Origin of the sequence: Paratissierella segnis, from assembly GCF_014385195.1 — a bacterium.
GTDB classification, from domain to species: domain Bacteria; phylum Bacillota; class Clostridia; order Tissierellales; family Tissierellaceae; genus Paratissierella; species Paratissierella segnis.
On record NZ_JACRTG010000015.1, the window covers coordinates 1 to 15,824 of the forward strand.

Genomic DNA, 15,824 nt, shown 5'->3' on the forward strand with positions numbered 1-15,824 from the left:
CTTTTTCAACAGCAACTACTGCGACTACTGCAACTACTACCACGAGATTCCACTAATTTATCCCCGAAAAACCCTACAGCGACTACTGTGACTACTATACTTTTCTACCACGAGATTCCGTTAATTGTTTTATGCATGTTATTAAATGAATAATTAAGAAATCAAGTGTTTTTTAGAACTAACGAGAACTTTTTATTATTTGGTATGCTTATTTAATCTTGGTAAGATAGATGAGGGTATGAGCAATAAAGGAATTTTTGTAATTCAGGATATTATTGTTCATACCTTCTTGTGGAGCCATAATTTATATGGGATGTTGGGACTACAACAAAGCGGGTAATACAATATAAAAAACTTGAAATAGTTTTAAAGTAACCTGTATCATACCTCAGATAATTCTTTATGGAGGTATGTGAGATATGAATATAAAGGTGCTTAAAGTTGCGGGAGACAGCAATATCAATGCTGTTGTAGATGCAGCATTAGAAGAGATAAAGCAAAACTTGGCTGTAAATATCGATTGTATCGGCATGAAGGCCAGTTATCAGACGGTAAAAGTTTTAATTTTGTTTACTGAAAGGTTGCTAAAGATGGGTTACAAGTTTTATATAAGGCCTTACTATGTAAAGGTAGATACACTAACACATGAGCATGATACCATTGCTAAGACAGCCATTCGCTGGACTATAATTGGACAAAGGAAAAAGTATTGATTCTTGTTTTAGTGACTGAAATGCGGTAATATGTGGATATACTGTCGGGAAGGACACACTTCTCTTACACTGAATTAAGTGAAGGAGAGGTGTGTTTTTTTATGCTTAAAAAAATAGATATAACCTGATTAGCAAAAGCATTACGAATATCATTATCTACTAATTTAAATGTACTATCTTTGTATTTATATAGGAGAATATGAAATGGAGAATTTTACTAGTGTAGGAAAGACAGTCTGTATATTGATAGACCAAGAAAGTATAGTTTGCTATAGCAATATCGATAGGGATGTTACATATGAGTACTTAGAGGCTATAAATATCTCTGACTATTTACCTGTTGACGATACTATTGATTACAGGGCTATGCGTCATATTGTAACTATTGATAAAGTTAATTTAGATAAAGCAGTATATTATTTGATTCTTATTCAATTACAGCCAAACTATGCGTATATAGATTCCCTGACAGGCCTGCATAACCGAAACTACTGGGAACAGTTGATGTCATATATGTTGCGTTGTACCATGCCTAAACGCTTTACATTAATTATTATTGATATAGATAACCTAAAACATCTCAATGACACCAAAGGTCATTTGATTGGAGATAAAGCCATAAGGATTGTCGGGCAAGCCATAAAGGAAAACATTAGAAAACAGGATATCGGAATAAGGAGTTGTGGGGACGAGTTTTTTATATTACTTGCAGATACCAAAGAAAGTGCGGCTCAAAAGGTAATAGATAGAATCAGGGAAAGTATCGGGAAAAGATGTGAAAGAGAAAATATTAATATTGAGATAAGCGCAGGTTCAGCCTACGCAGATTCTATGTACGAACTGGAAAAGGTGATTGATATGGCTGATAGCAATCTGTATAAAGAGAAGAATGGAAAAAAGGCTCAAGTAAAGCATATAGCGGATGAATTAAAGGATTTAAAACAGAAAATAGAAATGCTAACAGACAATATAAACAGAAAATTTGTTCAGGAGTCAAATGTAGCAGTAAACAATGAACTGTTGGAAATAAGCACAAAACTAGATAAACTTATTATGAAATATAGTAAATATAGGAGATAAGATTTAAGGATAATTATAGGTAAGTGCATTTTCGTTTGAACGGAAGTACTTGCCTTTTAGTGTTTATGTAATTTCCCCACATCTTTTTTTGTCGCATGGAAACCCACCAAAGCCCTTGTGCCTTAAGCCTTTACCCTAATTTCACTAATATACATAATTATAGGGTTAAGGGATTAAGGATATAGTGTTAAAGGGTGTAAAAAGTAAACTTGACATAGGGATATTATAGTAATTACAATATAAATCCAAATCCGATATCAGGTTTTGTCATAGCATCTTTTCTTTGAGGAACTGTCTACTTTTTTAGTAGGCAGTTTTTTTAATGACAAATTTAAAACAGCATGACTAGCAAAGGGAAAATAAAAAATTTCTTTAAAACATACAAAAATAGGACTAAAGACCTATATAAAATCGATCCTGCCTATTTTTCATGTGTTATGCTCAAAAATAGAAGGGGAGAAAAACGAGATATGGCTTATTAAAGAAGTTTTTTAAAATCTTGCAAATCACCTTACTTTTTAAAAACATGTGTTATGTTCAATAATAGAGGGTCGGGAAAGGAGATGATTCTATGGTAAGGATTAGGGCGCCAAGTACCAAAGAAGTAAAAGAGGCATTTTGCCGAATGCCCCTTTTACAGTGGAAATTTATAAAAATAAATTTATTAATAAGTATTATATCAAAAAGCAAGGGAGAAATGAAATATGAAAAAAATAATTAATCGTAAAGTTTATAATACAGAAACGGCGGAATTATTGGGCAAATACTGGAATGGTCTTGGCAATGATGACTTTAATTATTTGCATGAAGAATTATATATAACCAAAAAAGGTAATATGTTTCTGTGTTATTCAGGTGGTGCCTTATCAAAGTATGGAGAGTCAGGTTATGGATGTGGATGGGGAACCGAAGGTATTATTCCTTTAGAACCAGAGGAAGCATATGAATGGCTTGAAAAAAATGATTGCAATGAAGTAATTGAGAAGTATTTTGCAGATAAATTAGAAGAAGCATAATAAATTTACTGTAAAAGTGGATTGAGAGCATTTTGTGGGAATGGCTGGGTACTGACCTGCTATATGGACCTAAAGATGAAACAAAATCGATATTAATTCCAGAAGATAGTGAATATAACCAGGTAATAAAACCAAAAGATGTTATTTTTGTAGTCATGAATAATGGAATGTGTAGTACTAAAGGCAGGTACTTGATTTCCCGAGTACCTGCTAGTATAAGATATATATTTTTTTAAAAGAAAGGGGTCTTTACTATGAAACAATTTTTAAACTATAAAATAACAGATAAGGCGGCAGAAAAAATTGAACATTATTTATGTAAAAAGCCATTAAACGAAATAACAAAAGAAGATTTTAAAGAAATGGAAGAATATAAAGAAACTTTTTTGCTTGATGTCCAAAATGAATATATATGGCATTATGATGATATACACTATATCTGTGACTTAAATATTGCATCTATATTTAAGTACTGCGAATATTATATTAAATTTTATGAGATAAAAGAATTAGATATATATGTTATTCAAGAAAGCAATGAGATTAGTAAGGTATTTAATAAAGGAGTAGTCGGTCATATAGAAAACTTTATAGAAAATCACTCTACAAGCGGAATAGACTATATAATGCACATAATACTTAACAGAACTTGTTGGGAAGATAAAAACAACATATTTAAGAAAACGATAGATAATTTTACAAAAATATATAAAGATGAAAAAGACGGTGAAGACTCCTTAATTTTTAGTGGAGAAGGGGATTCATTTCAAATAAACCTTTCAGGAGAAATTCATAAATATCTTGCTAAAGACGAAGAAGGAATGCCAAAAGACTTTGATTATTATAGTTATTTTAATAAGAATTATAAAGAGTATTTAATAGGATACTATTTAGGACAACCAATATATAAAATTAAAGACAAACTATATTATTTAGCAGATGATAGCGATTGCTTTGGAGGTCAGTGTTACTGGCATTTACAAGAGGTTGGACCAAAGTGCTATCAATATTTTAAAAATAATGTTATATGCAGAATAATAAGAGAGAAGGAGGATTGGATAAAATATAAATGGAACAATATTTAAATCGGATGGTATAGCGGACGATAGTTGTTAATATTATATTGACATAGAAAAATCATAAGAGTACAGATTTGATGTATATGTTTCCGAACCTGATTTAACTGTTGATATCCTAAATAAAGTAGAGGTAGCGAAAGAAGAACTGATATATGGCGAATTTTATATATAGAAAAATTTTTATCATGATGTTTGAAGAAGAGTACATGCTAGTAAAGGCACGTACTCTTTCTCTAATATATCCCATATAATCAACTTTAATTAAAGAGTTATAGAGCGCAATGTTCATAATATATAGTTTCATTGAAAAACAAGTTAACGTGTCGTAAAATGGAATTAACAGTATTTGGACAAAGGGTGATATCTGTGAAAAAAGAATCTAGAGATGTAAAGAAAATAACAAATGTAGAAGATATAATAGAAGCCCATAAAAGAGCGATAAAATTGGTACCTGTAAATTGGAAGGGCAGAGAATTAAAAATACCTGTTTATTATAGCATGAATGCTGCAATCGCTTATGAAAAGGCCTTTGAAGAAACAGAAAGTTATAGAAAATCATTCTGCACAATGGTTTTGAAGATAATCAACAATAATAAAAAAGTTATTTACCAAGAAGATGACTTCCCTATTCTTGGTTTAGACGACATAGAGGGTTTATCAGATAATGACTTGCAAAAAGTAGGAGAAGAAATAATAAATAGTTCAGACTATTTAAAAGGATTTACCGAAGAAGTACCTGAGGAAACAGATGACTTCTTCCAAAAATTCTATTTGATACATAAAAAAGAAACAGAAAAGTATAGAGAACATATGAAAAAAGTAGCAGAGCAATTAAAGCCCAAATTAGATTTTGCTGCCTGCTATAAAAACTTACTGCCAGGCATAGAGTTAGTATCAAAACTAAGTAGAATAACAGAAACAGTAAGACCTCCTTTGATTGATATGGCAATATATCAAAACATTATAGGCAATTCAGCGTTGATGGAATTGGCGGCTACTGCAAGTAAGATGGAGAACATGATAGGTACATATATGGAAGTTATTAACCCGATACAAAGGAGTATAAATAAATCGATAATAGAAATGCAGCCTATATTAGCACCAGCAACGAGCATTGTTAATGAAACAATTAAAAACTATTATTCTGAAATAAATGCAATAAGGGATATATTACAGCCAATCAACATGGAATATGTTAAAACGGCATTAGAAAGTCAAGAAGCACTTAGAAATGTCATGAATAGTGGCATTCAGAGCCATATGCAAGTATTTGGAGCAGAATTAAACAAAATACTTAACTTCACACATCATGACAAGTTATTTAATTTTGCAAATGTGCAGCAGGATATCATTGGCAATATAAGACCGTTTTTATTGGAGACACAGCAAATTCTGTTTGCAAGAAAAAATATTAGCGATAATTTAAATAAAAAGGCAAAAACCATGCTCCAATTTGGATGGTGGTTTATTAGTTCCCTTCCCATAGAAATAATAAACTATATTTATAAAAATAAAGAAACTCTAAAGCAGAAAGATGTAGATAAAATAATATCTGACTATTATAAATCTGATGAATGCAGAGAACTTGAAGAGATAATAAACGGATGGAATGAATTAGAGTATTTTAATAAGTGGGAAAAGAAGGTTAATGATGCTTTCTATGCTCATAAATTAGAAATGTATTCTCTATCAGTTCCAGTATGGGCACTAATGATTGAAGGCATCATTCGGGACTTTATGAGGGGAAATTATGATGTAACGGCATTTAAATTTGGTATCTTGTATGACAATTTTAAAGAGAAAGCAAAGGAACTAGATGGATTTATTGTTAGTTATGCTTTTAATTGTATGGATTCATTCTATGTCAGATTTAATCCCGAAAAACCAGATGGGGTACATGATTTTAGCAGGCACAAAATATTTCATGGACAGGCTGTTAACTATGACACTGAAATAAATTCATTAAAATTGATGCTGTATTTAGATGAACTATTTTATATGGCATTGTCTTTGAAAAATCCTATTATTGCATAATAAAGGACTAACTATTACATGCCTTTGGCATGTTTCTTTACATATAGCATTGCATCTTATATAAGATGCAATATGCAAAGGAAAACCTAAAAAGATATAGAATATTAAAGTATAGATGATATAATTTGGTATGAGATACTAATACCTAATTTGATAAGCCCGAATTGAAAAATACATAGGAGTGATAAATTTGATTAATTTTCAAGATAAAATTAACTTTATATGGAGTATAGCAGAACTTTTAAGAGGTCCTTATAAAAAAGAACAATACGGGGATGTAGTTCTACCTATGGCCGTACTAAGGAGGTTTGACTGTGTTCTTGCAGCCACTAAAGAGGAAGTACTTAAAAAGTATGAAGCATTAAAGAAGTCAGGGCTCCAAAACGTAGACCCTGTTTTAAATAGGATTTCAAGTCAGGAATTCAATAATACCAGCAAATATGATTTTGAAAAGTTATTAGCAGAGCCAGATAATATCTCAAATAATTTAAGGAATTATATTAATGGTTTTTCTAAGAATGCTAGGGAAATCATAGAGTATTTTGATTTTGATAAGCAGATTACAAAACTTAATGATAATGACCTGCTTTATCTTGTGATATCTGAATTTAATAAAATAGATTTGCATCCCGATGTAGTAAGTAACACAGAAATGGGATACATATTTGAAGAACTGATAAGAAGATTTTCTGAACATGGAGAGGCAGGAGACCACTACACCCCTCGTGAGGTTATAAGGCTCATGGTAAATATTCTCCTAAACGAAGATAATGAGGAACTGACTCAACCAGGGCTTGTTACAACTGTTTACGACTGCTGTGCAGGGACTGGAGGCATGCTTTCAGTTACAGAGCAGCATTTGAAAGAATTAAATCCTGGAATACAAGTAGAATTGTTTGGTCAGGAGATAAATCCCCAATCCTTTAGTATCTGCAAATCCGACATGCTTATAAAAGGGCAAAATGCAGATAACATCATCTTAGGAGACAGTTTTACAGAGGATGGACACAGGGGTACAACTTTTAGGTACATGCTTACTAATCCCCCATTTGGTGTGGAATGGAAAAAAGCAGAGAAATTTATTCGTGAAGAATATGAGAAAGATGGGTTTGATGGCAGATTTGGTGCGGGTCTTCCCAGAATATCGGATGGTTCTCTTTTGTTTTTACAGCACTTAATATCTAAAATGAGGCAAGATGAAAAAGGCAGCCGTATTGCCATTATCTTTAATGGTTCACCATTATTCACTGGAGATGCAGGTTCAGGAGAATCAGAGATAAGGCGATGGATAATTGAAAATGATATGTTGGAAGGGATTATTGCACTGCCCGACCAGTTATTTTATAACACAGGCATTTCTACTTATATTTGGATAGTAACCAACCGTAAGAACAATGACCTAATGAAAGGTCCTGTAAGGACAGGAAAAATACAATTGGTCAATGCAGTAGATTTCTATCAGAAAATGAGAAAGAGCCTTGGAAACAAGAGAAATGAAATCAATGAGGAACAGATAAAAGAAATTACGAGGATATATGGGGATTTTAAAGAAAATGAGTACTGCAAAATTTTTGATAACGAGGATTTTGGATACCAGAAGATAGTAGTGGAGAGACCCTTAAGGCTTAACTTCCAAGTAACTGAAGAGAGAATTAATAATTTATATAATGAAACGGCTTTTAAGAAACTTGCTGAATCCAGGAAGAAAGGTGCAGCAGGGCTTCAAGAAATAGAGGAAGGCAAGAAAACTCAAAGACAAATAATAGATACCTTACAAACAATGGACGCTAATGTTCTTTATAAAAATAGGGATACCTTTACCAAGGTACTTAAAAAGATTTTTAAAGTAGCAGATATTAATTTGAACAGCCCTCTATTAAAGGCTATATTATCTGCCTTATCTGAAAAGGATGAAACAGCAGATATTTGTATGGATAGTAAGGGTAACCCAGAGCCAGATTCAGACTTAAGAGATACTGAGAATGTACCGTTGAAAGAGGATATTCATGAATACTTTGAACGGGAAGTAAAACCTCATGTTCCTGATGCCTGGATAGACGAAAGTAAGACTAAAATCGGATATGAAATACCGTTTACAAGGCACTTTTATAAATATGAGCCTCTAAGGCCTTCCGAAGAGATAGCAAAGGAGATTAAGGAACTTGAGGAGAGTATTCAGGCAAGGTTGAAGAAGGTGATGGGTGAATGAGAAAGTATAGAAGATATGAGAGGTATAAGGATTCTGGTGTTGAGTGGATAGGTGAGATACCTGAGGAGTGGGAGGTAACACCTCTAAAGAGAGTATTTAAAATTGTCAATGGAGGAACACCTAGCAGTTCAGAAGAAAATTATTGGAATGGAGAAATTGTTTGGATAACACCAAATGATTTAAGTAAATTAACTGAGGTTTATATAAAGGATTCTGAAAGAAAGATTACTGAAGATGGATTATGTAATTGTTCAGCAAAGAAAGTGCCAATGAACAGTATTATTATTTCTACAAGGGCACCAATAGGCTATGTTGCTATTGCTGGTGTAGATTTATGTACTAATCAAGGTTGTAAGAGTTTAGTTTCTACTAAAGTAATCAATCACGAGTATTTTTATTATTGGATATATAGTATAAGTTTTTATTTAAATGCTTTGGGGCAAGGGACTACTTTTATGGAATTATCAAATAGCAGTTTGTCGATGGTTGAATTATTGACACCTTCAATGAACGAACAAAAAGCCATTGCCAATTTTCTTTATGAAAAAACTGCCGAGATAGATGCTTTAATTACTGATAAGGAAAAATTAATTGAACTATTACAGGAAAAGCGGCAGGCGATTATAACTGAGGCTGTTACCAAAGGGCTTAATTCAAGTGTTAGGATGAAGGATTCAGGGATTGAGTGGATAGGGGAGATACCGGAGCATTGGGATATACGAAGAATAAAATATTTATCAAATATAAGAAATGTAAAAGCAAGTGATGGTGACAATGATAAAACTTATGTGGGGCTGGAAAGTATTGAGTCGAAAACCGGAAAGTTATTAACGAATAACAACGATGAACAACAAGCAGTTGGAGAGACAGCGAATATTTTTAGAAAGGGCGATGTATTATTTGGGAAATTAAGACCTTATCTGGCCAAATGTATTGTTGCAGATTTTAATGGGAGATGCACATCGGAACTTCTTGTGTTAAGAACTGCTTCTAATATGTTGCCAGAGTACTTATACTTATTTATGCTGTCGCCGATATTTATTGATGTAGTTAATTCATCAACATATGGAGCAAAAATGCCACGTGCAAGTTGGGATTTTATTGGCAATTTAAAAGTTCCTTTGCCTAATATTAAGGAGCAAGAAGAGATTGTTGAATATTTGATTAAACTGACAAATAATATGGATGATTTAATATCTGATATAAGTACACAAATCCAAAAACTCAAAGAATACCGTCAGTCCCTCATTTCTGAAGCAGTAACAGGTAAAGTTGATGTGAGGGAATTTGAGAATATGAGCGAGGTGATTAATGAATGAATAAGATAACAGCCCATGCGGGGAATATTCGCAATCTGTTAAATAATAAATATACGGTTCAGTATTACCAAAGAGAATATAATTGGGAAACTAAGCAGATTGAAGAATTGATAGAAGACTTAACCAACGAGTTTAATGAGTTCTATAAAGATGAGGATAGGCAGATGGATGTAAGGAATTATGGGGATTACTTTTTAGGTCCCATTATCCTTACAAATGATAATGCAATTATAGATGGACAGCAGAGGTTATCGTCATTAACGTTGCTTCTCATTTACCTAAACAATCTTCAAAAACAGCAGAATTCTTGGCCTAAAGTAAACATTGATAATCTGATTTACTCTGAAATGTATGGCCAAAAGACCTTTTGTATCAATGTACCTGAAAGGGAAGGATGCTTAGCATCTCTGTTTGAGACAGGGGATTATGATACTACCAATGAGCAATCAGAAAGTGTCCTTAACCTTTACAATAGGTATAAAGATATTGAACGGATTTTTCCTGATGAATTAAAAGAAAGTCCTCTTCCAGTATTTATTGAATGGCTAATCGATAATGTATCTTTAGTGCAGATAAGGACTGATTCGGAGCAGGATGCCCATAAGGTTTTTGTAACCATGAATGATAGGGGACTAAGGCTTACTCCTACGGAAATGTTAAAGGGATACCTTCTTTCGGAGATGGATGATAATACTATCAGAAATAAGGCAAATGACTTATGGAAGAACAAAGTCATACAGTTAAAGGAAATTGAAAAGGATGGAGACGCAGACTTCATAAAGAACTGGTTAAGGGCTCAATATGCAGAAACTATCAGAGAAGGTAAGAAAGAAGCAGAAAATAAAGACTTTGATATTATCGGAACAACATTTCACAAATGGGTTCGGGAAAATAAATCTATTGTGGGCTTAAACACCAGCGCAGATTTTGAAAATTTTGTCCTTAAAAATTTCAACATGTATGCTGATATTTACATTCGCTTAAAGGAATACTCCCGTAAGTTTAATAAGGATTATGAGCATGTATTTTATAATGCAGATAGAGGGTTTACGCTGCAGTACCAAATTATATTATCGGCTATAAAAAGTGACGATACACAGGATGTTATTAATAAGAAAATTAAAATGGTTTCCTGTTTTATTGACCAGTTTATCTCAATCAGGATTTTTAATTTTAAGACGGTAGATTACTCTTCAATTAAATATACAGTATTCAATATTACAAAAATGATACGTAATAAGGACATACAAGAGTTGGCAGTATTATTAAAAGATTACATAAGTGATATGGGATATACTCTTGATGGAATTGATGGTTTATATTTAAATCAGTTTACAAGAAGATATATGCTCCATATTCTCTCGAGAATGACCTATTATTTAGAGGAGCAAAGCGGTATCAACAGCAATTTTGCCGACTATGTAAATAGAGAACAAAAAAACCCCTACGATATAGAGCATATTTGGGCTGATGATTACACCCAAGGAAATCATCAAGTTGATTTTTCAACAGAAGAAGAGTTTAAGGACTTTAGAAATAGATTCGGGGGACTATTAATACTTCCTAAAGATAAAAATAGAAGTTTGCAGGACATGGAATACAGTAAGAAGGTAATCAAGTATGACAGTGAAAACCTATTGGCTCGAACTTTAAATCAGAACTGTTATCAAAATAATCCGTTGTTTTTACGGTTTATGAATAATACACAGTTACCTTTTAAGCCATATGTTAAATTTGATAAGATAGAATTCATTGAAAGGCAATCTCTCTATAAAGAGATATGTAAGAAGATATGGGGTGTAAATGAAATTGATGTATTAACAAATAGTTAGTAAGGAAGTGAGAAAAATGGCTAAAACTCCAGTGGAACTTTCAGAAAAGGGCTTTGAAGAATATGTTGAAGAACATCTTTTAAAATCTGGATATGTTAGGGGTAATCCTAATGACTATAACAAAGAGTTTGCCCTTGACACAAAAATCCTATTTGACTTCTTAGAGGATACTCAGCCCAAGAAAATGGAAAGATTAAGAGAAATCTATAAGAATCAGTATCAATTTAAGGTGCTAAGCCGATTAAATCGGGAACTTAACAACCGAGGTATGGTTGATATATTAAGGCATGGGATTAAGGACTATGGCGTATATTTAGACCTTGCTTATTTTAAACCTGCTAGTAAATTAAATGAAAAAACAGTTGAATTTTATGAAAAGAACTGCATATCTGTTACTAGGCAAGTACGCTATAGCACTAAAAATGAAAATAGCATTGATATTCTTATCTGTATCAATGGACTTCCAGTTGTTGTACTTGAACTTAAAAATCCTTTTACTGGTCAAACTTATGAAGATGCAATTATACAATTCAAGAAAGATAGAAGCCCTAATGAACTATTATTTCAGTTCAAGAAAAGAGCCATTGTATTCTTTGCAGTAGATACTCAAGAGGCCTATATGGCTACAAGGCTTTCAGGGGATAAGACTTTCTTCTTACCCTTTAATAAGGGGCGTGATGGAGGATGCGGAAATCCCGACAATCCTGATAGCCTTAAAACTGCTTACCTTTGGGAAAAGATACTTCAAAAGGATAGCCTGATGGATATATTGAAGAAGTTTGTATTTATAGAGATCCAAGAAAAGAAGGATATAGACGGAAACACATATACATCAGAAAAGGTCATATTTCCAAGATATCATCAATTGGATGCAGTAAGAAAGCTGGAAGCCGGTGCAAAAGAGAAGGGGGCAGGAACAAATTATCTTATACAGCACAGTGCAGGTTCAGGGAAAACCAACTCTATTTCTTGGCTTGCCCATAGGCTTGCTAACCTTCATGATGATGAAGATAATCCTGTATTTGATTCAGTGATTGTTATTACCGATAGAAGGGTTTTAGACAGGCAATTACAGGACAGCATTTATCAGTTAGAGCATAAACATGGGGTTGTTGAAAAAATAGATAAAGATTCCAATCAATTGGCTGATGCCATCCAAGGAGGAACGAGAATTATTATTTCTACCCTACAAAAATTCCCCTTTATTATTGAAAAGGTTGGGGAGTTAGAAAATCGTAAATATGCAGTAATTATAGACGAAGCCCATTCCAGCAGTGCAGGAGAGAATATGGCTTCTTTAAGAGAAGTACTGTCAGCAAGTAGTCTTGAAGAAGCAGCAAAACTAGATGAAGAGTTGGAAGGCAAAGAATACGACCCGGATGAAGAGATATTAAAAGTTATAAAGAAAAGGGGAAAACAGCCAAATATCAGTTTCTTTGCCTTTACGGCAACACCAAAGGCCAAAACTCTTGAAATGTTTGGAACTATAGGTGAAGATGGACTGCCCCATCCCTTCCATTTATATTCTATGAGGCAGGCAATTGAAGAAGGATTTATACTGGATGTACTTCAAAACTATGTTACATATGAAACCTACTTTAAATTGGCAAAGAAAATAGAAGATGACCCTGCTTTTGACAAGGCTAAGGCCACAAAAGCACTTACAAGATATGTTAGTCTTCATCCCCATAACATCGCCCAAAAGACTGAAATCATGGTGGAACACTTTAGAAACGTAACCAGGCATAAGATAGGGGGAAGGGCTAAGGCAATGGTTGTGACCAGTTCTAGGCTTCATGCTGTACGATATAAGCATGCTTTTGATGAATATATCAAAAAGAAAGGCTATAAAGATATGAAAACCCTAGTAGCCTTTTCAGGAACTGTAAAGGATGATGGAGTAGACCATACTGAAAGTGGTATGAATAAATTTAAGGAGTCTGAACTTCCAGACTGCTTTGCCACTGATGAATATCAAGTGCTGCTAGTTGCGGAAAAGTATCAGACAGGCTTTGACCAGCCCCTTTTACATACCATGTATGTAGACAAAAAGTTGTCGGGGGTTAAAGCAGTACAGACTTTATCAAGACTTAACAGAACCTGTGGGGGAAAAGATGATACTTTTATCCTCGACTTTGTAAATAAGGCAGAGGATATTCAGGAGGCCTTCAAACCCTACTATCAGGCAACTATCGTGGAAGAAGTGACAGAGCCCAATCTTCTTTATGATATTGAAACTATGTTAAATGCCTCTGGCGTGTATTTAAAAGAAGAACTGGATAGGTTTATTCATATATACTTTAGACATAAGGAAAAAAAGACTTCTTCAGACAGGGCAATATTAAACCACTTGATAGATATAGCCATAGAAAGGTTTAAAAAGTTGGATGAACAGCATAAAGAGGATTTTAGTAGCCAAGCAACGAAATTCATAAGGCTTTATTCCTTCATCCTTCAAATCACGCCCTTTGAGGATGTAGAACTCCATAAATTATATGTATACTTGACATATCTGCTTAAAAAACTGCCAAAGGAAAAAGGTTCTACTATTCACCTAGCAGATGAGATTGCTTTGGAGTATTATACTACCAAGAAGACATTTGAAGGAAGTATTTCTCTAACTTCTGATGATGAAAATGTACCAGTTACACCTGTAAAATTCGCAGGGACAGGGGTAAAAGAAGAACAGGAAGAATATCTCTCAAGTATTATTGAGCGACTTAATAATCGGTTTGGAACAGACTTTACAAAAGCCGACCAGTTATCTGTGGAGCAGATTAAAGAGGATTTTGCTACTGATGAGGATTTGGTTCAAAAGGCTAAAACAAATACCATTGATGATTTTAGGTTTGCTTTTGAAAAAGTTTTTATTAATAAAGTTATTGATAGGATGGACCAGAACCAATCATTCTTTACCCGTGTTTTGGATGATGAGCAGTTCAAGAATGCCCTAATGGAGTATATGCTGGCTGAGACTTATGAGAAGTTAAACAACAGGGAGTAGTTAATTTTATTGAGGAAAAACCGTACAAAATTACTTTAATAGATAGGGGCGTGGCTATGGAAAGATGTAAAATATCAAAAAAGATTACATATATCGATATTCATAGTTCACGCCTTGAATCTGACATTGTACCGTTACTTAAAAATGAGGTTTTCCATGTTACCTCTGTAGAAAATTTTTGTCAGATATTAAAGGATGGTAAAGTGATTTCAAATGCTGATAAAAAATTCAAGTACTCATACTCACAATCTGAGAATAGTTATGGAAGGAAAAGAGGCTATATTTGTTTATTTGACCTAAGGAATAAAGCAGAAGAAATTATTTATGATACTTTGGATAAATATTATTTTTTACATCCAACTCAATTTCAAAATAAAGTTGTTTACTTGATTTTGAAGAAAGAATTATATTGCAATCTTATTGAAAATGGTGCAGCAAGAAATGAAGTAGGTTATAGGGAAGTTTATATACCATATACGGAAGTGTGGTATCCAGATGAAATTTTTCTTGAAAATATAAAGAAGATTATTATTACTAGAATTTATCAATGAGAGGGGGATTATTATATATAAAAATATAAAAGGTAAAAAAGTATTTATAGAAGAGCAACATCAGTATGTTTTAAAGCATTGGATAGATTATTATAAGAGGGAACTATTTCTGCCAGTGCTTATTACACTGGACCAGCATACAGATACTTTACTAGCATTTAGATATTATTGCTGTGACAAATGTGAAAATACAGGACATACTTATGACTTTGATAAAGCCAATCAAATGGCTATTGATATGCTTCAGGATTCTAATATCGATGATTTATCATTTATAAAGAAATTAAACAATGATGAACATATTGATTTTGCTACGAAAAAAGGTATTATATCGAAGGCTTTTGTTATAAGTTTTGAATGTGTTGATGATAAATACGACCCTGAAAATGATAAAATTTACTATATACCTAAAGACTTTTATAATAAGTATTTGGGAATGGCTCAGGATAATAACTATGAACGAATTCTATCGGATAATTGTATTGAAGATGATGATTTATCTATTTGTCTTAATGAGATTCCTGTAGATTATCACCCAAATTACATATTAGATATTGATTTAGATTTTTTTCGAACTGCCAAGTCTATCAATCCCAATAAGAAAGAAGATTCACCCCACAGGTATATGTTGGGAGACTATAGAATTTATTGAGGAAGATAAAGTAGGATATTCCTTTGAAATACATCAAGAGTTTGAAGAAGATTCAAATGATGCTTTAAAGAGGCTTTATGAAAAGATAAAAAAAGGATTATCACAAAAGTACATAAAAAGAGAAGTATTCCAAGGGTATGAACTTATCTCTTTTAAAGATAATCTAGTAGAAGGGCGTATTGAATGGGATGATAGATACGACGATAGAACACCAAAATTTATTATAGACGGACAGGAATATAGCCTGAAAGAACTAGGTAGAATGATGATGTCTTGTGAAGGATGGAATTTTAAATTAGAAATTATAGAACCTACTGAGTAGGAGAAATATTGGG

General features: G+C 33.0%; 12 protein-coding genes. All 12 read left to right on the forward strand.

Annotated features, from left to right (window positions below):
• The first annotated feature begins 419 nt into the window (after positions 1-419).
• The 12 genes from H8707_RS05030 (at position 420) to H8707_RS15280 (ending at position 15,811) form a co-directional block, all read left to right on the forward strand.
• Positions 420-713 (forward strand): stage V sporulation protein S, encoded by a 294-nt coding sequence (locus H8707_RS05030; RefSeq protein WP_262429048.1) that lies wholly within the window; start codon positions 420-422, stop codon positions 711-713.
• A 204-nt stretch (positions 714-917) separates the two neighbouring features.
• Positions 918-1,793 carry a GGDEF domain-containing protein gene (locus tag H8707_RS05035; RefSeq protein ID WP_262429049.1) on the forward strand — a complete coding sequence of 292 codons (876 nt, stop codon included), beginning with the start codon at positions 918-920 and terminating at the stop codon, positions 1,791-1,793.
• 704 nt (positions 1,794-2,497) lie between these two features.
• The gene (locus H8707_RS05040) at positions 2,498-2,809 is read left to right on the forward strand and encodes a hypothetical protein (protein ID WP_052221634.1); all 312 of its coding nucleotides are present in this window, start codon (positions 2,498-2,500) and stop codon (positions 2,807-2,809) included.
• A 254-nt stretch (positions 2,810-3,063) separates the two neighbouring features.
• Entirely contained in the window at positions 3,064-3,894 is an 831-nt protein-coding gene (locus tag H8707_RS05045) for a hypothetical protein (protein WP_262429050.1), read from the forward strand.
• A 324-nt stretch (positions 3,895-4,218) separates the two neighbouring features.
• Positions 4,219-5,922, forward strand: a complete 1,704-nt coding sequence (locus H8707_RS05050) for a hypothetical protein (protein WP_262429051.1) — start codon at positions 4,219-4,221, stop codon at positions 5,920-5,922.
• 190 nt (positions 5,923-6,112) lie between these two features.
• Positions 6,113-8,131, forward strand: a complete 2,019-nt coding sequence (locus H8707_RS05055) for a type I restriction-modification system subunit M (RefSeq protein ID WP_262429052.1) — start codon at positions 6,113-6,115, stop codon at positions 8,129-8,131.
• Complete coding sequence (locus tag H8707_RS05060; RefSeq protein WP_262429053.1) at positions 8,128-9,450, forward strand: restriction endonuclease subunit S; 1,323 nt, start codon at positions 8,128-8,130, stop codon at positions 9,448-9,450. The genes H8707_RS05055 and H8707_RS05060 overlap by 4 nt, the downstream gene beginning before the upstream one ends.
• Positions 9,447-11,282, forward strand: coding sequence for a DUF262 domain-containing protein (locus H8707_RS05065; RefSeq protein WP_262429054.1), 1,836 nt, complete (start codon positions 9,447-9,449; stop codon positions 11,280-11,282). Before H8707_RS05060 ends, H8707_RS05065 begins: the two co-directional genes overlap by 4 nt.
• Positions 11,283-11,298: 16 nt before the next feature.
• Positions 11,299-14,286, forward strand: a complete 2,988-nt coding sequence (locus tag H8707_RS05070) for a type I restriction endonuclease subunit R (RefSeq protein ID WP_262429055.1) — start codon at positions 11,299-11,301, stop codon at positions 14,284-14,286.
• Positions 14,287-14,342: 56 nt separating this feature from the next.
• Entirely contained in the window at positions 14,343-14,837 is a 495-nt protein-coding gene (locus H8707_RS05075) for a hypothetical protein (protein ID WP_262429056.1), read from the forward strand.
• Between the two features lie 46 nt (positions 14,838-14,883).
• Positions 14,884-15,489 (forward strand): UPF0489 family protein, encoded by a 606-nt coding sequence (locus tag H8707_RS05080; RefSeq protein ID WP_262429082.1) that lies wholly within the window; start codon positions 14,884-14,886, stop codon positions 15,487-15,489.
• Complete coding sequence (locus H8707_RS15280) at positions 15,485-15,811, forward strand: DUF7713 domain-containing protein (protein WP_449406483.1); 327 nt, start codon at positions 15,485-15,487, stop codon at positions 15,809-15,811. Before H8707_RS05080 ends, H8707_RS15280 begins: the two co-directional genes overlap by 5 nt.
• Positions 15,812-15,824 lie beyond the last annotated feature (13 nt).